The 16850-nt window shown below is 45.6% G+C and carries 17 protein-coding genes; 12 read left to right on the top strand and 5 right to left on the bottom strand.

Annotated features, from left to right (window positions below; translation table 11 throughout):
• Positions 1-2 precede the first annotated feature (2 nt).
• Both DESRU_RS17095 and DESRU_RS17090 read left to right on the top strand, forming a co-directional pair.
• Positions 3-968 carry an ABC transporter ATP-binding protein gene (locus DESRU_RS17095; RefSeq protein WP_013843342.1) on the top strand — a complete coding sequence of 322 codons (966 nt, stop codon included), beginning with the start codon at positions 3-5 and terminating at the stop codon, positions 966-968.
• Positions 969-1892 (top strand): aminopeptidase, encoded by a 924-nt coding sequence (locus DESRU_RS17090; RefSeq protein ID WP_013843341.1) that lies wholly within the window; start codon positions 969-971, stop codon positions 1890-1892.
• A 16-nt stretch (positions 1893-1908) separates the two neighbouring features.
• On the opposite strand, the gene DESRU_RS17085 is transcribed toward DESRU_RS17090, so the two are convergent.
• Complete coding sequence (locus tag DESRU_RS17085; protein ID WP_013843340.1) at positions 1909-2202, bottom strand: hypothetical protein; 294 nt, start codon at positions 2200-2202, stop codon at positions 1909-1911.
• A gap of 313 nt (positions 2203-2515) precedes the next feature.
• On the opposite strand from DESRU_RS17085, the gene DESRU_RS17080 reads away from it, so the two are divergent.
• The 4 genes from DESRU_RS17080 (at position 2516) to DESRU_RS17065 (ending at position 6587) form a co-directional block, all read left to right on the top strand.
• Positions 2516-3418: a hypothetical protein gene (locus DESRU_RS17080; RefSeq protein ID WP_013843339.1), complete on the top strand. Its 903-nt coding sequence runs from the start codon at positions 2516-2518 to the stop codon at positions 3416-3418.
• Between the two features lie 14 nt (positions 3419-3432).
• Positions 3433-4419, top strand: coding sequence for a peptidase U32 family protein (locus DESRU_RS17075; RefSeq protein WP_013843338.1), 987 nt, complete (start codon positions 3433-3435; stop codon positions 4417-4419).
• A gap of 125 nt (positions 4420-4544) precedes the next feature.
• The gene (locus DESRU_RS17070; protein WP_013843337.1) at positions 4545-4871 is read left to right on the top strand and encodes a hypothetical protein; all 327 of its coding nucleotides are present in this window, start codon (positions 4545-4547) and stop codon (positions 4869-4871) included.
• Between the two features lie 294 nt (positions 4872-5165).
• The gene (locus tag DESRU_RS17065; protein WP_013843336.1) at positions 5166-6587 is read left to right on the top strand and encodes an MFS transporter; all 1422 of its coding nucleotides are present in this window, start codon (positions 5166-5168) and stop codon (positions 6585-6587) included.
• 182 nt (positions 6588-6769) lie between these two features.
• Here the strand turns inward: DESRU_RS17065 and DESRU_RS17060 are convergent, their stop codons facing one another.
• Positions 6770-7387, bottom strand: coding sequence for a PilZ domain-containing protein (locus tag DESRU_RS17060; protein ID WP_013843335.1), 618 nt, complete (start codon positions 7385-7387; stop codon positions 6770-6772).
• Positions 7388-7573: 186 nt separating this feature from the next.
• Positions 7574-7747 (bottom strand): hypothetical protein, encoded by a 174-nt coding sequence (locus DESRU_RS21005; protein WP_013843334.1) that lies wholly within the window; start codon positions 7745-7747, stop codon positions 7574-7576.
• Between the two features lie 277 nt (positions 7748-8024).
• Here DESRU_RS21005 and DESRU_RS17055 point away from each other — a divergent pair, with 277 nt between their 5' ends.
• Positions 8025-8729, top strand: a complete 705-nt coding sequence (locus DESRU_RS17055; protein ID WP_013843333.1) for a response regulator transcription factor — start codon at positions 8025-8027, stop codon at positions 8727-8729.
• Positions 8730-8826: 97 nt separating this feature from the next.
• On the opposite strand, the gene DESRU_RS17050 is transcribed toward DESRU_RS17055, so the two are convergent.
• Together DESRU_RS17050 and DESRU_RS17045 are read right to left on the bottom strand one after the other, a co-directional pair.
• Positions 8827-9213 (bottom strand): YlbF/YmcA family competence regulator, encoded by a 387-nt coding sequence (locus DESRU_RS17050; RefSeq protein WP_013843332.1) that lies wholly within the window; start codon positions 9211-9213, stop codon positions 8827-8829.
• Between the two features lie 282 nt (positions 9214-9495).
• Entirely contained in the window at positions 9496-10233 is a 738-nt protein-coding gene (locus tag DESRU_RS17045) for a YkgJ family cysteine cluster protein (protein WP_013843331.1), read from the bottom strand.
• A gap of 635 nt (positions 10234-10868) precedes the next feature.
• On the opposite strand from DESRU_RS17045, the gene DESRU_RS17040 reads away from it, so the two are divergent.
• The 5 genes from DESRU_RS17040 to aprA all read left to right on the top strand — a co-directional run bounded on the left by DESRU_RS17040 (position 10869) and on the right by aprA (position 16705).
• On the top strand, positions 10869-11468 hold the full coding sequence (locus DESRU_RS17040; protein ID WP_013843330.1) for a 4Fe-4S dicluster domain-containing protein: 600 nt from the start codon (positions 10869-10871) through the stop codon (positions 11466-11468).
• A 1-nt stretch (position 11469) separates the two neighbouring features.
• Complete coding sequence (locus tag DESRU_RS17035) at positions 11470-12339, top strand: CoB--CoM heterodisulfide reductase iron-sulfur subunit B family protein (RefSeq protein ID WP_013843329.1); 870 nt, start codon at positions 11470-11472, stop codon at positions 12337-12339.
• Positions 12340-12749: 410 nt separating this feature from the next.
• Positions 12750-13919 carry a sulfate adenylyltransferase gene (gene sat / locus DESRU_RS17025; protein WP_013843328.1) on the top strand — a complete coding sequence of 390 codons (1170 nt, stop codon included), beginning with the start codon at positions 12750-12752 and terminating at the stop codon, positions 13917-13919.
• Between the two features lie 430 nt (positions 13920-14349).
• Positions 14350-14793 (top strand): adenylyl-sulfate reductase subunit beta, encoded by a 444-nt coding sequence (aprB, locus tag DESRU_RS17020; RefSeq protein ID WP_013843327.1) that lies wholly within the window; start codon positions 14350-14352, stop codon positions 14791-14793.
• A gap of 37 nt (positions 14794-14830) precedes the next feature.
• Complete coding sequence (gene aprA / locus DESRU_RS17015; RefSeq protein WP_013843326.1) at positions 14831-16705, top strand: adenylyl-sulfate reductase subunit alpha; 1875 nt, start codon at positions 14831-14833, stop codon at positions 16703-16705.
• The last annotated feature ends 145 nt before the right edge of the window (positions 16706-16850 follow it).

The raw sequence follows: 16850 nt of genomic DNA, 5'->3' as shown, positions 1-16850 counted from the left end.
TCATGGAATATATTCTGGAACTTAAAAACCTAAAAAAGCATTTTTCAGTGGAAGAGAATTTATTAGGCCCCAAAAAGAAATCCATTATGGCGGTTAACGGGGTTGATCTTAAAGTGGCTAAAGGAGAAACCCTGGGGTTAGTAGGGGAATCGGGATGCGGCAAAAGTACCCTGGCCAATTTAATCATTCGGCTGGAGGAGCCCACGGAAGGAAGTATCCTGCTGGCCGGGACGGATATTACCCGGATGTCTGAAAAGCAACTGAAGCCTTTGCGTTCGCGCATGCAGATGATTTTCCAGGATCCCTACTCTTCGTTGGATCCCAGGATGAAGGTTGGACAGATTGTTGCCGAGCCAATGGCTGTATTGGGCCGGTGGACCAAGGCTGAGATGCGGGAACGGGTAGTGTCCCTTTTGGCCAAGGTGGGACTGGGGGAACAACACCTGGATCGCCATCCCCATGAATTCAGCGGAGGCCAAAGACAACGCATTTCCCTGGCCCGGGCCCTTACCACAGACCCTGAATTATTAATTCTGGACGAACCGACCTCCGCCTTGGATGTTTCAGTCCAGGCCCAGGTGTTGAATCTGTTGCTGGAATTGCAGTCTGAATTAAAATTAACCTATCTTTTTATTTCCCATAATTTATCGGTGATCAACTATTTGTGTCACCGGGTGGCGGTGATGTATTTGGGGAAAATCGTTGAAGAAGGCCCCACCAAAGAGGTGCTGCATAACCCCCTTCACCCTTATACCCGGGCTTTGCTTGAGGCCGTACCTAAAATAGGGGGGCCGGACCTTTGGGACAGCCCTTCCTGCGGAGAACCGCCAAACCCGGACCATTCATTGGCAGGGTGCCGTTATCACCCCCGGTGCTGCCAAGCCAAAGAACATTGTGCGGAGATTACACCTTCCCTGGTTGAATGGAACCGGAATCACTTTGTTGCATGTATGGAGGCAAACCGTTAAATGAAAATGGATAAAATCAGGAAAAACCTTATGGACGCTCTGACCGCAGGCCGGAGCCAGGTAACAGGGGTCCTTGTGGCTTACCAAATGAACCGCCATATTGCCGAGCGAATTGCAGGAATTTTGCCCTATCCCGTAAAGGTTATGGATTCCACCAAAGAGATCCCCCCGTTGGATACGGCACAGCTAAAGATTAGTCATGTTATTGAGCTCTATCATCCTGCCCGGGAGGGTTACCACCGGTGCAAAGAGTTACGGAAGTCCTTTTGGGACAGCGGATATCAAACCCTTTCACTTTATGACTGGCAGGAGGAATATCTGGATAATCAATTTTGGGGAGACCTGGATTATCCTGCATTGGCAGCAATCATTTCCGGACTCATGGCAAGAATTCACCAGGCCAAACGATTTAAAATCACCTCTCCCCAAGGAACCGATATAAGCTTCTCGACAGAGGGCAGGCGTTGGTTAGAGGCCAATGGGATCTCCAGAAATGGCAATATATCTCAGATGCCCGATGGAGAGGTCTATACCTGTCCGGTTGAGGAGACCTTCAACGGAGTTATTGTGGTGGACGGCACCGTTACCCGTTCCTGGGTGCCGACCAAACCGGTTAGGCTGGAGTTTTCCAAGGGGCAATTGGTCCACTGCTCCAAAGAGTTTGAGAAATATATTAAGAACTTTCCGGAAGAAATCAAAACCATTGGCGAGTTTGCCATTGGTCTAAATCCGGATGTCCACCGGGTGGTAGGAAACATATCCGTAGATGAAAAGGCTGCAGGAACCGTTCATTTTGCCCTGGGTGACAGCTATGGGCTGGGAAAAAACAAGTGTGACTGTCATCTGGATTTTGTTGTAAGAAATCCGGTGCTGCAGATGGAACCTAAAATTGAAATACCTTTTATGAAGGTATATGACTTTTAGGTTTGCTTATCAAAATTTAATCTTCTTCTAAAAAGAGGTATGGTTTTTTTATCTGATTCACCAAACTGTTCCACTGGTCCTTATTAATTTCCCCCCGCTGCAGCATCCCATCCATTTCTCCTAAACGAAAACGATAAAGTGCCAGTTCTAAGTGATAGTGCAGGGACTCCAGGGCCTGCATGGTCACATCCTGTACACCATGGGGGTGCTGCAAGGGGCTGATTTGATATAAACGGCTTTTATCATCAATTTCTTTCATTACATCTTTTTTAAAACGCTGAATCATTTTAAGAAGCTTGCTGTCATCCATTTTTACACCTCCTTAAGCTTGATAAAATATACGGAGCAGAAGAAAAATATAGAACAATTAGATCCAAGGGATCATTGCTTAATCAATGATCTCTTGCAGTGACAAAGGATGCCGGCCAAGGAATTTTTTATGGAAATCAACAGGGAAAGGATAGGGAAATACTCTTGCTGCAAAGGACATTGAAAATATGAAGCACGTCTTAAAGGGCTTAAAGCCCTTTTCTTTTTGGCCAAGAATTTTTTTGTTTTTCTATCACTAAATATAGAGAAAGGAACTATATATGAGTTAAGTAGGTTTAAATTGGGGTGTTGCTATGGAATGGGCACTGGGAATTACCCGGGGAGAAGATTTACACAGAATATCCAATCCCCGGGAAGAAACAGGAAGTACTGATTTAGGTGGGATTAAAGGGGCCTTTGAGTCCTTCGGCGCTGCCAGACTGAATCGGTTATATTTTGGTCAGGAATTTTGTGAAAGGGCCATACCCACTCCCGGAGAGCTTCGGGAAGCGATGCAGCGGGCCAGGGAGCACAAGCTGGATTTTACGCTGGTTACTCCCTATATCACCGAGAAGGGTTTAAGCAAGCTGGAAATTCTATTTAAGGAATTGGCCGCAGTGCATCCGGCCGGTGAAGTCGTTGTTAATGACTGGGGAGTATTATACCTGCTAAACAAAAGGTTTCCCACACTAACGCCGATTTTAGGGAGGCTGATGAATAAAATTCTTCGGGACCCCCGGATAAACCGTTTTATAAAAGAAGAAAATTCCAACCAAATGCAACCCTTTCGCAACAGCAGCCTGTCAGGGCCCTACATGCAAAAATTATTAAAAGGTTTAAATGTCACCCGGATTGAGCTGGACCATACTTTTCAGGGATTTCCCCCTGATTTAGAACGCTGGGGATATCAGTTAAGCTTGTATATACCCTATGGCTGTATTACTTCGGGCCGGGCTTGTCTTTTTGGCTCCTGGGGCTTGGCCGCTCAGCAAAAATTTAATGCCACCGGTAAAAGCTGCAGCGGGCAATGCCGGTTTCACCGGCTGATGATGCATGACCGCAGCGGACAGGTTGCCGGCAACCATAAAGAATGGCGGATATTCCAAAAAGGAAATACCGTTTTTTATGAACAAATGGGGGATTTTCTAACCCGAGGGATAATCCAGGCGAAGGAGTTAGGGTTCAGTAGAATCGTCTATCAGCCCGAGCCGATATAAGGAGAGGTACTGCAATGAAAATTTTAGCACCGGTTACCTCGGCTAGAGAAGCTTCGGCCCTGATTGCAGCAGGAGCGGGAGAACTTTACTGTGGTATGAATCCTAAACAGTGGATAAAAAACTTTGGCCAGGATAGCTGGATAAACCGACGGGATCCCGGGAACGCCAATATACCCAATATACAGGAGTTGAAAAGAACGGTTGACATAGCACACCGGCAGGATGTCCCTGTATTTTTGGCTTTAAATCAATGCCAATATCCTCCGGAGCAATACCCGCTGCTTCAATCCATTATCCAAGAGGCTCAAAAATGTGGCATTGACGCCTTTATTATAGGGGACCCCGGTTTAATGCTGTTTATGGTGGAAAATTTCCCCGGGACAGCCATTCATGTCAGCAGCCTAGCAGCGGTTTTAAATAGTTCGGCGGTCCATTTCTTTAAGGAGATAGGGGCTTCCAGGATCATTTTTCCCCGCTATATAGACCTGGATGAACTCAAGATCATTCAGGATAAGGCAGGGCGGGAGCTGGAATATGAAGTTTTTATCTTAAATGACGGCTGCAGTTTTGAGGAAGGCTTTTGCCACGTGAACCATGCCTTCGGCGGTGCAATCTGCCACAGGCCTTGGTCCTACAGGCTTGTGAGCACCTCCGGGGGAGACCGGTGGTCTGTAAAAGAATCTTTTACAAAGCATTTAAAGGATTATCAAAAATGGCTGTGGTTTGTAAGAAATTGTCACGGAGGACCGGGTCCCAAGGGACATCCCGTGGGCATGTGTGGTTTGTGTGCTCTCCCGGAATTGCACTCTCTGGGGGTGCAATCTTTAAAAATTGTGGGCAGGGAGGCACCCGGGGGGAAAAAGATTGCCAGTGTAAAATTGGTGAAAAGAGTGATGGATGCGGTTGTATCCGGGATAGAGGCTGATAAAGTGAAGGAGCTTGCTAAAAGAATTCGGGGAACCCCTGCCTTGTGTACCGGTTATATGTGTTATTATCGTTAGACTGCTATCACACCGTCAAAAGATGCAGTGATGTAGGATTTTGTTTATGGAATTGCATACAAAATGTAAGGTTTAACTGGTAAAATGGTTTTACCTTAAGGATGATGGCAAGGGAGTGTGCAAGCATGAACAAAAAGGAACAATTGTATGTTTCTCTGATGGTAATCCCACCTCCGGAAGATTGTGAAGCTAAATTTCTCATTGATCAAGGATACTTAACCAAGCAGGGGGAATATACTCCAAAGGCATTGGAGTTTATGACCGAGTATATAGAGCATAAAAAGGAACCTCTGTACCGGGCGATTATCGAAGCCGGGGAAGGAGCAAGACGGAGCGAGATTATGGAGAGGGCGGGCATTCGTCAGATGGGTGTGTTTGCGGACACGGCCAACAAATTGGTGGAAGAGGGCCGATTAAGAAAGGAAAAGGGGAAGTACTACCCCGTGAAATAAAGTTGCAGAGCGGGCTGATGCCAAAAGAACCCGGAAAAGGTTTCTTTTGCACAGCCCTCTATTTATTAAAAAATTAAGAGAATAGAACGCGTGTTTTATTTCTTATTAGGGTTGTTCATTTTGTTATCTGCAACACGGCCATTTTTATGAATGGCCAGGATATAAGAGCATCTTCACTTATCATAAAAGGACCAGTTTACAAACTTGACATTTTATTTTTTTTAAAATATAGTTGTCATAGCAATTAGTTTGGTTTTTGAGCTAATCAAATGATGAAAGAAGGGCGGAGTTCGCGTGGATCATGAAGCCTCTCTAAAAAAGTACACCCTGCTGGTGGCCACTACGGCCTCCTTTTTAACTCCCTTTATGGGCAGTGCCATTAACCTGGCCGTTCCTGCCATAGGAAAAGAATTTAACAGTAGTGCGCTGCTGTTAAGTTGGGTGGTAACCAGTTTTCTCCTGGCCTCCGCCGCTTTTTTGGTCCCCTTTGGGCGATTGGCGGATATTGTGGGGAGGAAAAAGGTTTTTATCACCGGAATCACCATCTTCTCCCTGGCCTCCATTTTTTGCGGAATGGCAGGTTCCGTTGAGGCGTTAATTGCTTTCCGGGTGTTGCAGGGAGTTGGCAGCGCCATGATTTTTGGTACGGGCATGGCCATTTTAACCTCTGTATTTCCACCCCAGGAGAGAGGGAAGGTGTTGGGCATCAATGGAGCCACGGTGTATGTGGGGCTGTCTCTTGGACCGGTCCTGGGGGGGTTCATGAACCATCAATTTGGTTGGCACTCCATTTTCTACCTGAACGCTGTGCTGGGTATTTTGGCAGCCCTTTTAGCCTTTTATAAATTAACAGGAGAATGGGCCGGCGCCAGTGGTGAAAAATATGATTGGGTTGGCGCCCTTCTTTATATACTGGGTCTGGTAACTTTTATGTACGGTGTGTCGGCCACTGCCACCTCTGCCCTAGCCAAATATTTACTGGCTGTTGGTTTTATGCTGTTAATTCTTTTTATCCGTTATGAAATGAAGGTGACTTATCCTGTTTTAAACCTTAAGCTGTTCAGTAGAAACATTACCTTTGCCTTTTCCAACCTGGCAGCTTTGATTAATTACAGCGCAACCTTTGCTTTAGGTTTTCTCCTGTCGGTCTATCTGCAAGTGGTCATGGGATACGACTCTCAGCAGGCGGGACTGATTTTGCTGGCCCAACCGGTGCTTATGGCTTTGTTATCGCCTTTTGCCGGAAGGTTGTCCGACCGGGTGGAGCCGAGAATTGTGTCTTCCTGGGGAATGGCACTCACAACGCTGGGGCTGGGGGTTTTCAGCTTTTTAAGCGGAGGGACTCCTCTCTGGCTGATTATTATCAATCTTGCCCTATTGGGGACCGGTTTTGCATTATTTTCCTCACCCAACAGCAATGCGGTAATGGGTTCTGTGGAAAAAAAATATTACGGCATCGCTTCCTCCACCCTGGGGACCATGAGGTTGACCGGCCAGGCCATCAGTATGGCCATTGTTACATTAATCATTAATTTGTTTGTTGGAAATGTGGAATTAAATACAGCGGATGCCGCTTTATTGCTCAAGGGAACCAGGACAGCCTTTATGGTCTTTGCAATCGTTTGTCTTGGCGGCGTTTTTGCCTCTTTGGCCCGGGGCAATGTTAAAGCGTCCCTGGGCATGGGTCCCGAAGATAAGCAGGCGGACAGACAATAATAGAAACCAGGGCTGTTGTAAAAAGAACCATAGCCTTTATTTCCAAAAAAATAAAAATAGAACAAGGATTGAACGGATAATACGGAATACGAGGATTTTATTAAAAGTTATAAAATCCGCGGGAATCCGTGGAAATCCGCAAAATCCGCGTTCTATTTTTTTATTAGCCGCTATTATTTTCTTTATTGTTTTTCCGAATATTTAAGGGAGAACATGGCCAGGGCGGCCTGTAAACGAGAGCTAATATTAATAAATTCAAAACCGGCAAAGGGAATGTTGGCATAGTTTTTCTGCCAGGCTTGTTTTACTTCCACTTCAAAGGGAATGTTGTCAATGGATACCTGTACCATAATTTTATCATTGGCCTGGATTACTTTTTCCAGCTCGGGTACAAGGTAAACCATAATACCTCCTGCGGAAAAATTGACCATGGCGGTTTGCGCCTTAAAGTCTCCGGAACGAAACAATACGTTGGCGGAATGGTGAGCCCGTATAAATCTTCTCTCTTGAGACTCAGTAAGTTCCTCTGGGATTTTCAGGCCGTAAAACTTTTTTGGATCATTACCTAAATGGGCTACGGTGGTATCGGCGCTGTAAAAACCATCGGGTAAGGAGATGCCCAATTTGACTTCTTGGTTTTCCTGCAGCACCAGTACCTGATTGCCATCCCTAGGAAGATTTACCCAAAAGATGGATTCTTCCACTTCGGTGATGGTTGCATCCGTAGCCGGTTGGAGGTCCGTGCGGAGCCAAACCGTTCGTTTAACGGTGATAATTCCCTTTCCCTCAACTTTGCTCATGTTTGTCATCCTTTCATATTCTCCAATAAGAAAGTCCATTTTTCTAAATTTTATGAAATAAAGCATATAAAATAAAGAAGATTTTGTTAAAAAGTAAAAAACCTTCATTATTATAGATACAAGTATGCTGTAAGACTTTTATTCTTTCAGCTTTATCTTTCATTCATCAAAGATAAGCGCCTTAATTTATTTTTTGGAAATTTGGGACTTTAATAAATCCGCCAGCTTGTCCGTAAGGACATCCTTTTCCACCTGCTGTTTGATATAGTCAATGGATTTCCTTGTTTGGTTTCTTTTATCTTGCTGGTTCAAAAGTTCCTCGATCCTTTTTTTGGCATCTTCTATTTTAGAACTGGACATGCTGAATGACCCTCCCGAATATCATTTATTTTCCATTATACTTCAGGAAGACCATAGGGTACTAATAGTAGCATAAAAAAAATCCCGCAGGTCTGCGGGAAGGGAAAAAGCGGTTGTCTTTATAATACAGTAATTGCAGATATTATGAATGCTCTGAAGGTCCTGAACTAAATAGGATAATAGTCCTGAAAAAAACAAGAGGATTGAGCAGGAATTTTTCCGACTCGTGTCAAAAATAATCAAATCAATAGATCAATTTATAACCAGGAGGGTAGCCATGAAAAACGGAACAATACTGATTGCCGATGATGACCATCGAATCGTTAAAATCGTAACCCACTCCTTGGAACAGGAAGGATATAAGGTGATGGCTGCCCAGGATGGGGAAGAAGCGGTCAAACTGGCCACCTCGATGAACCCCGATCTGGTGATTATGGATATCATGATGCCCAAGCTGGATGGTCTGGAAGCCTCACAGAAAATCAAAATGCTGGTTGATGTTCCCATCATTATTTTGTCGGCGAAGGATGATGTGGTGGACAAAATTGTGGGCTTTAAGATGGGTGTTGATGATTACCAAACCAAGCCTTTCAGTCCTGCGGAATTAGCCCTTAGAGTGAAGGCGGTTTTAAGGCGCAGCAAAGGGGCTTCGGAACAAAAGAAAAATAAAGAAGTACTTGAATACCCCCAGGTCTATATTGAGTATTCCACCCGTCAGATCAAAATATGGGGGCAGGAAGTGGCTCTTACAGCTAAGGAATTTGATATGCTCTGGCTAATGGCATCCCACCCCAACCAGATTTTTTCCAGACTCCAGTTGCTGGAACAGATTTGGGAGAGCCGTTATGAGGGAGACGAAGACACCGTAACCGTTCATATTCGCAGACTGCGCAGAAAAATTGAGCGGGACCCGGCCAAACCGGACCTCATTAAAACCGTGTGGGGAGTGGGTTATAAATTTGAACCCCCCAAAGACAACTAAGGAACCCGGTTTTCCTGTCGGATAGGGAAGCCTATGACTTTTACCATAAAGGTATAAAAAAACAGACTTCATTGCCGTTATGAAGTCTGTTTTTTTATCAGTTTAAATCTTCTTCCTCTTCCTCATCTGTAGGCATCTGCTGTGAATTGCTGTTAATTCCTTCACGGATTTTGGTGCTGACCAGGCTCATAACACCCTGGAATTTTTCGTGAGCCTCAAAGGAAGCCTTTACTAAAGGATTGGCCAAGGCCTTTGCTTCAGTCTCCTGCATTCTCTTCTTATCTTCTTCTGTTAATTGCAGACCTGCCAGTTTCTTTTTCTGGATTTCCATTTGCAAAGCCTGTAAGCCTTCAACCAAGGCGCGGGCTTCCTCGCCATGGAGTAAATTGGCTTCCGCTTCCTTCATCTTTTGAAATTCCTCGGTTTCGGACAATATTTTGCCAAGTTCCACACACAAGTCCAAAGCTGCATCTATTTTAGCCATTATTTTCACCTCCCCAACATATTTTCTCCAGAATAAAGCAAAATCCTCCTCTTAAATTGCCCTGATCCATGGAAAAGGGAATGTGGCAAAATAACTTTTTAGCAGCACGCCAAAGAGCAGGCAGATAACATACAAACAATGGAACGCGGATTTAACGGATAATACGGATTTGCGCGGATTTAGAATAAATTAAAAATCCGCGCAAATCCGTGGAAATCCGTATAATCCGTGTTCTATTATTTTTAGAAAAAGGAATTGCGCAAAAGAGCCATGTTGTGATCATTAAAATTGGAAAGCACAGGCCTTTTCCACAAAGGGCTTGAGAAGTTCTTTGGTGCCGCAATCGCTAAATTCCTTCATGACTTTTAGCTTTCTGGCCCGAGCTCCGGAGCCTAAGACCGTATTCATTAAGTGAACCGGGTAGGGGAGCAAGGTTCCTTCTTTGTCCACCAGATCCTGAGGAAAGAAGGTACAGTCCAGTTTGCCGATTTGGGCTGCCAGGCCTGCCAAGGTGGTTTTTTCCAGATATTTGTCCTTTCCGAAAGATACTTTATCGCACCAGGACAGTTCGGAATTTATCAATTCGTCAGGAATTTTGATCTGGTATTCATCCCAGAACTTCCGAGCCATCCCTTGCAGTCCCCGGTCCCCGGTCTCAAAGTCCTTTTTAGAAAGCAGACCATAGGAACGACAGGTAAAAGGCCGGACTTCATAGATAGAACAGCTCTTGTTCTCATTTAAAAAGGGACACTTTTGACCGGTATCCACCAGTTCCAGATAAAAATACTCCGTGGCTTTTCCCAGTATTTCCTGCCAGTGATCTTTTCTCTGATCCCGTAAAAATTTATACATATTAAGGTATTCAATAAAAAAAGCAGGAGGACTGCCCCAGTTGCAACAAGTAGCGCATCCGGAACAGGTGGTCTCAGGCAACTGATCATATACTTTTTGAAGGGTCATAAAGAAGTTGTTTTGCTCGGCTTTTCCCAAGGCATTGTAAAGTTCCACCGGCTGCAACATCGTAAAGTTCATCTCCTTATTATTTTTCAGATATTACTAAGTTCATATTATAACAAAGATAGAGTTCCATGGCGATGGGTGAAGGTGGAAAAGCACAGGCATATTCTCATTAGAACAACGTATAAATAAAGGGTAGATAAAAGTGATGGTAAAAAGCGAAAATTTTCGGAAATAATAAAGGATTTCATATAATCTTCACGAATAAGACTTACTAATAGTACCTAATTTTGTCGTATTGACGACAGAAGAGGTGCTGTGTTATCTTATCCGAGGAGCCCCGAAAACATCTTTCTTCACTTTTCTGCAAAGAGGTTAAAGGTCTGTACTCACCGATAAAACTACTTGTCAAGTAAAAATAGTGGTGATATAGTTAACTTACATCGCACTTTTTCTTTTAATTATTCTTTTTTGAGACAAGTTTACCAAGCATTTCACATATTTTAAAGGTTCTGATATCTTTGGCGAGGAGGTGTCGGAAGCAATTTTGCGTTAGTTCGTGTGCGTATATTCACAAGGCTGGCGCCAAACCAATCAGTTGTCGCCCGGTGCAATGCAATATTTTGTATGTTAACGGCAACGATACGACTTATGTGATATTGCATGGAAGAATGCCCGAAGGGAAGTGAGGGAAGTCAATGTCTGAAGCTGCAGAAAAAGAGAAAACCACTGTAACGTACGATTCGGAATTTACCAAAAAGGTTTATGGCATGGAAAATGGGAAATGGGTCAAAATGTGTATGCAGTGCGGGATATGTCCTACCACCTGTGCACTTAAAGAAAAGATGGACCTGTCTCCCAGGCGGGTTATTCAACTGATCCGGGCCGGCCGTAAAGATGAAGTACTTAAAGCCAATACCATGTGGTTATGCACCTCCTGTTATACCTGTGCCTGTCGTTGCCCCCGGGGTGTGCCGATGATGGATGTTATGCACGATCTCCGTCATCTGGCGGTGGAAAACGGTATTACTCATAATTCCCAGGCCATGGCGGAAGTTTACGCCAAGGATGTGGCCAAGCGGGGCCGTATCTGGGAAGGCGGGGTTACTCTAAATTACGGTTTGAAAATTGGTTTAGGGAATGCCATTAAAATGGCCCTGGATATGCAGGATGTTGGTAAGGGCATGATGCTGCACCGCCGTTTGCCGCTGCTGCCTCCTAAGGGTGTTAAAAATCCCGGCAAATTACGCGATGTCTTAAACCGGGCCGCAGAAATCGCCAAGGAGGGTGGTCACTGAGATGAAGTACTCAATTTATCCCGGTTGCTCCAGTGAAGGAACCGCCATTAGTTACCATCATTCAACCCTTGAAGTGGCCAAGGTACTGGGGCTTGAACTGAGGGAAATCGAAGATTGGAACTGCTGCGGTTCTACGGTTTCTTCCAGTGTCATCGGTCAGTTTGCGGCGGATGTGCTGTCCGCTAGAAATCTTGCCTTGGCGGAGAAAATGGGAACAGAAGATGTGGTTGCTACCTGTAGTTCCTGTTATACCAACCTGGGTTGCGTAAATAAAAAATTCGCCAACGAGAAATTTAAAAATGCCGCCAACGATGCTTTAAGCAAAGATGACCTCAGCTATGACGGAAAACTAAAAGTCCGTAATATTCTTGATGTAATGGTTACGGATATTGGATTGGAACAAATTGCCTCCAAAGTGACCAAGCCTTTAACAGGACTTAAGGTTGCAGGATATGTAGGCTGCCAAACGGTACGGGCCCTGAGGGAGTTTGATAACTGGGAACAACCGACATTTTTAGATAATATTGTTTCCGCCCTGGGAGCAGAACCCGTAAACTTCCCTTATAAACTAAAGTGCTGTACCGGCATCATGAATGCCACGGCTCCGGATATCACCGCTTCAGCCGTATACCCCATCTTAAAAAGCGCCCAGGAGGCCGGAGCGGATATTATCGTCACCCCCTGTCCCCTGTGTCAAATGAACCTCGATGCCTACCAAGTGAAAGTGAATAAAAATTTTAGCACCAAATATAACCTTCCGGTATTATTCTTTACTCAACTAATGGCCATTGCCTACGGTTTGGACCGCAAGCAGGCGGCGTTGGATTACTGCATTGTTTCGCCAAATAACGCATTAAAGCAATGGGTGTAATGCGACAAAAAAGAGTTGGCCAGGAGCAAATACTTTTTTGCACAAATTATTAATAAAATTGCATTTCCCAGCAGGAAAATGGGAAGTTGAAGAGAATATATCTATTAAGATTAAAGAATACAAAATACTTGCCAGTAGCCGACAAAAACAGACAAAATGCGTGAGGCCAAAGGATACGCGGGTTGGCAAGGGTATGAGTTTGGTTGTTAATTTTTGGCAAGGCATGTGATTTATGTGACATTTGCTAATCATTAAGCCTGGATTGAACTCGTGACATCTTGTACAATCCATAATAAGTATCCATCCTGTTGAACGAGGCCGATACTGGCCGGTTTACCTCAATAAGTGTTTGTATTCACAAAATTAGGACATAAGGTCCGAATTTTAAAAAGAACAAGGAGGCGTGTATTATGGCATTAGTTCAACCCCATGGTGGAAAACTAACCCCGGTGCTGGCTCCCAAAGAGCAGCGCGCAGAACTAAAGGCAAAAGCCGAAACCCTGCCGGTAATCCGTATGAGCTCTCGTGAGTCCTCTGACTGCTTAATGATTGGTATGGGTGCATTTTCCCCGCTGACCGGTTTTATGACCCAGGCGGACTATGAAGGCGTTGTTAACAACAACCACCTGGCCAACGGTTTAGCATGGCCCCTGCCTGTAACCCTGGCAGTTACAAAGGAACAGGCCGAAAGCATTAAGGCTGGCGACGAACTGGCTCTGGTTGACGATGAAAGTGGTATCTATGTTGGTATCATTACCGTTGCCGACAAGTATGGTTATGATAAAGTAAAAGAATGTAAAGCCGCATTCTTTACCGATGATGCCGATCATCCCGGCGTACAAAAAGTAATGTCTCAGGGCGATGTATATCTGGGCGGCAGCATTGTAACCTTCTCTGAAATGGGTTATGCCACCAAATATGCCGGCTACTATGCTCACCCGGCTGAGACCCGCGCTCTGTTTGAGTCCAAAGGCTGGAATACCGTCTGTGCTTTCCAAACCCGGAACCCCCTGCACCGCTCCCACGAGTTCCTGTGCAAGATCGGTAACGAGGTTTGTGACGGTTTGTTCCTCCATCCCATCGTTGGTAAATTAAAGGCCGGGGACATTCCTGCCGAAGTTCGTTTTGAAGCTTACAAAGCTCACCTGGAAAACTACTTCAACCCCGCAACGGTTGAAATGCGTGTGTATCCCATGGAAATGCGCTATGCCGGTCCCAAAGAAGCCATCCTGCACGCGATCTTCCGTCAAAACTTTGGCTGCAGCCACATTCTTGTAGGTCGTGACCACGCTGGTGTTGGCAGCTACTACACTGCTTACCAGGCCCAAGAAATCTTTGATCAGTTTGCACCTGGGGAAATCCTGTGCCAGCCGATTAAAGTAACTGCCGCTTACTACTGCAAGAAGTGCATGGGCATGGCTACCGAGAAAACTTGCCCCCACGGTAAAGAAGACCGTATTGCCATCAGCGGCACCAAAGTTCGTGAAATGTTTTCCAAAGGCGAACTTCCTCCCTTGGAGTTTGGCCGTAAGGAAGTTCTGGAGATCCTCACCAAGTACTACCAAAGTTTGGAGAAGTAATTTAAACTCGAGATTTCCCCGGTTGCTGGAATGGAAGGGTGCCATCTCCATGGTCTCCTAATATTCTACATTGTTCTACAAAATGATTTTGTAAGATGATTGACAAAAAAGTCTTTGTTCTTAAAAAAATACAATTTTTATGTTCGGTATACAGTGTGGACCGCTACGGTCTACGCTGCATCCGAAATGACCCCTTGCTGCTGGTGGTGAAAAACCCAGTTTAGAGGAGGTGGTTGGGGACGCTAAGTCCCGGAAGAATAAAGATATTTTAAAATTCAGTCAATAAAACCTATTCGGAGTTTTCCGGAATAATCATGAGAAGATCCTGCCGGCGGAAGGGAATTCGAGTTCTGTTACTATATAACTGATTGATATTGATTAAGTATTAAAGACAGTTGTCTTTAAAAATTAGGAACAGGGAGGTAAAAAAATGCCTAGTTTTGTAATTGCTGAAAAGTGCGATGGTTGCAAGGGTCAGGACAAAACCGCTTGCATGTACATCTGCCCCAACGACCTGATGGTTCTGGACAGAGAAAAAATGAAAGCCACTAACCGTGACGTATCCCAGTGCTGGGAATGCTACTGCTGTGTTAAGATCTGCCCCCAACAGGCCATTGACGTTCGTGGTTATGCTGACTTCGTTCCTATGGGCGCCAGTTGTGTGCCCCTGAGAAGTTCTGACAGCATCATGTGGACCGTTAAGTTCCGTAATGGCATGCTGAAGCGTTTCAAATTCCCCATCCGTACCACCGATGAAGGTACTGCTGAACCCGCTGGCGGCTACACCGTAGATCAGGACGACCTGAACAACCAGCTTCTGTTCACCGAGCCCTATTCTGTAGGTACTGCTGAACTGCCTGGCTTAAAAAAGTAAATTTAAATAACTAACTATCGGAGGAGGTTAATATATAATGCCGAACTTTGAAACTGTAGTCGTTAGTACCGACATTCTGATCCTTGGTGGCGGTATGGCAGCTTGCGGCGCAGCCGTTGAAGCAGCTTACTGGGCCAAGAAACAAGGTTTAAAGGTTACCCTGGTAGATAAGGCTGCTATGGACCGTTCCGGTGCAGTTGCCATGGGTCTTTCCGCTATCAACCAATATTTAGGTATTGCCAAAGGTGACAACACCGTTGAAGATTATGTAAAATATGTTAAAAACGACTTAATGGGTATTGCCCGTGACGACCAAGTCGCTGACATCGCCCGTCACGTTGACTCTTCCGTACACCTGTTTGAAAAGTGGGGTCTCCCTATCTGGACCAACGACGAAGGCAACTACGTTCGTGGTGGCCGCTGGCAGATCATGTTAAACGGTGAATCCTACAAGGTAATCGTTGCTGAAGCTGCTAAGAACGCTCTGGGCACCGACAACATCTATGAGCGCGTATACATCTGCGAACCCATCATGGATGGCGACAGAATCGCCGGCGCAGTTGGTTTCAGCACCCGTGAAGAAAAAGTCTATGTATTTAAGGCTAAAGCCGTTTTGGCTGCTATGGGCGGCGCCGTAGGCGTATTCAAGCCCCGTTCCACCGGTGAAGGTCTAGGCCGTTCCTGGTATCCTCCTTTTAGCTCCGGTTCTTCCGCATACTTCACCATGGCTGCCGGCGCTGAAATGACCTGCCAAGAAGTTCGTTTCATCCCCGTACGCTTTAAAGATGCTTACGGCCCTGTAGGCGCTTGGTTCCTGCTCTTCAAATCCCGCGCTACCAACGGTTTTGGCGAAGAGTATATGGTAACCCGTCGTGAAGAACTGGCTAACTGGGGTCCCTATGGCTCCGTTAAACCGATCCCGGCTAACCTGCGTAACTACCTGGGCATGCTGGATGTAAGCGATGGCAAAGGCCCCCTGTACATGCAGACTGCTGAAGCCATTGCTAACTTAGCGAAGAAATACGAAGACGATCCCAAAGCCTTCAAGAAGAAAATGAAAGAACTGGAAAGCGAAGCTTGGGAAGATTTCCTTGATATGACTGTATCACAGGCTATCCTGTGGGCAGCTTGCAACATCGCTCCCGAAGAGAAATTCTCCGAGATCGCTGCTGCTGAACCTTACTTCATTGGTTCTCACTCCGGTGCTTCCGGTGCTTGGGTTTCCGGTCCTGCTGACCTGGCTCCTGCTGAATACCAGTGGGGTTACACCAACATGACAACTATTAAAGGCCTGTTTGCCGCCGGTGATGCTTCTGGCGCTTCCAGCCACAAGTTCTCCTCCGGTTCCCACGCTGAAGGCCGTATTGCTGGTAAATCCATGGTTCGTTTCGTTGTAGAAAACAACCAGGAACCCAACATTGACGATGCTAAAGTAGAAGAACTGAAAGCTAAAGTTCTGAAGCCCATGGCTGTTTGGGAAGAATTCAGTGGCTTTACCACCGATCCCGACGTAAACCCCAACTACATCCTGCCCAAGATGTACATGTTCCGTCTTCAGAAGATGATGGACGAGTATGCTGGCGGTGTTGTTGCTAACTTTACCACTTCCAAGGCCCTGTTGGATAAAGGTCTTGAGTATCTGTTAATGTTGAAAGAAGACAGCGAAAAGCTGGCTGCCCGTAACCTGCACGAATTAATGAGAGCCTGGGAAAACATCCACAGAACACTGCAGGCCGAATCCCACATTCGCACTGTCCTGTTCCGTGAAGAAACCCGGTTCCCCGGCTACTACTTCCGTGCTGATATGCCCGCTATCAATCCTGAGTGGGAAGTATTCTGCAACTGCAAGTACGATGCTGCTAGCGGCGAATGGGAAATGATTAAACGCCCCATTATCCGTCTGGTTGACTAATTAAGATTGATCCTTGGATAAATTAAATAGTTAAAAGGCCCGTGGCCAACTACGGCCACGGGTCCTCTTTAATGAATGTAACGGCCTAGGTGCGACGCGCCTTTGGGGCCCATGAGTCCAGGTGGCCGACAGGCTCCTGGCTTTT

Origin of the sequence: Desulforamulus ruminis DSM 2154 (assembly GCF_000215085.1) — a bacterium.
Classification (GTDB): domain Bacteria; phylum Bacillota; class Desulfotomaculia; order Desulfotomaculales; family Desulfotomaculaceae; genus Desulfotomaculum; species Desulfotomaculum ruminis.
This window is presented reverse-complemented; position numbering and strand designations above follow the sequence as displayed.

Coding starts and splice junctions, on each gene's coding strand:
- DESRU_RS17095 (WP_013843342.1), top strand. CDS start 3: ATGGAATATATTCTGGAACTTAAAAACCTAAAAAAGCATTTTTCAGTG.
- DESRU_RS17090 (WP_013843341.1), top strand. CDS start 969: ATGAAAATGGATAAAATCAGGAAAAACCTTATGGACGCTCTGACCGCA.
- DESRU_RS17085 (WP_013843340.1), bottom strand. CDS start 2,202: ATGGATGACAGCAAGCTTCTTAAAATGATTCAGCGTTTTAAAAAAGAT.
- DESRU_RS17080 (WP_013843339.1), top strand. CDS start 2,516: ATGGAATGGGCACTGGGAATTACCCGGGGAGAAGATTTACACAGAATA.
- DESRU_RS17075 (WP_013843338.1), top strand. CDS start 3,433: ATGAAAATTTTAGCACCGGTTACCTCGGCTAGAGAAGCTTCGGCCCTG.
- DESRU_RS17070 (WP_013843337.1), top strand. CDS start 4,545: ATGAACAAAAAGGAACAATTGTATGTTTCTCTGATGGTAATCCCACCT.
- DESRU_RS17060 (WP_013843335.1), bottom strand. CDS start 7,387: ATGAGCAAAGTTGAGGGAAAGGGAATTATCACCGTTAAACGAACGGTT.
- DESRU_RS21005 (WP_013843334.1), bottom strand. CDS start 7,747: ATGTCCAGTTCTAAAATAGAAGATGCCAAAAAAAGGATCGAGGAACTT.
- DESRU_RS17055 (WP_013843333.1), top strand. CDS start 8,025: ATGAAAAACGGAACAATACTGATTGCCGATGATGACCATCGAATCGTT.
- DESRU_RS17050 (WP_013843332.1), bottom strand. CDS start 9,213: ATGGCTAAAATAGATGCAGCTTTGGACTTGTGTGTGGAACTTGGCAAA.
- DESRU_RS17045 (WP_013843331.1), bottom strand. CDS start 10,233: ATGTTGCAGCCGGTGGAACTTTACAATGCCTTGGGAAAAGCCGAGCAA.
- DESRU_RS17040 (WP_013843330.1), top strand. CDS start 10,869: ATGTCTGAAGCTGCAGAAAAAGAGAAAACCACTGTAACGTACGATTCG.
- DESRU_RS17035 (WP_013843329.1), top strand. CDS start 11,470: ATGAAGTACTCAATTTATCCCGGTTGCTCCAGTGAAGGAACCGCCATT.
- sat (WP_013843328.1), top strand. CDS start 12,750: ATGGCATTAGTTCAACCCCATGGTGGAAAACTAACCCCGGTGCTGGCT.
- aprB (WP_013843327.1), top strand. CDS start 14,350: ATGCCTAGTTTTGTAATTGCTGAAAAGTGCGATGGTTGCAAGGGTCAG.
- aprA (WP_013843326.1), top strand. CDS start 14,831: ATGCCGAACTTTGAAACTGTAGTCGTTAGTACCGACATTCTGATCCTT.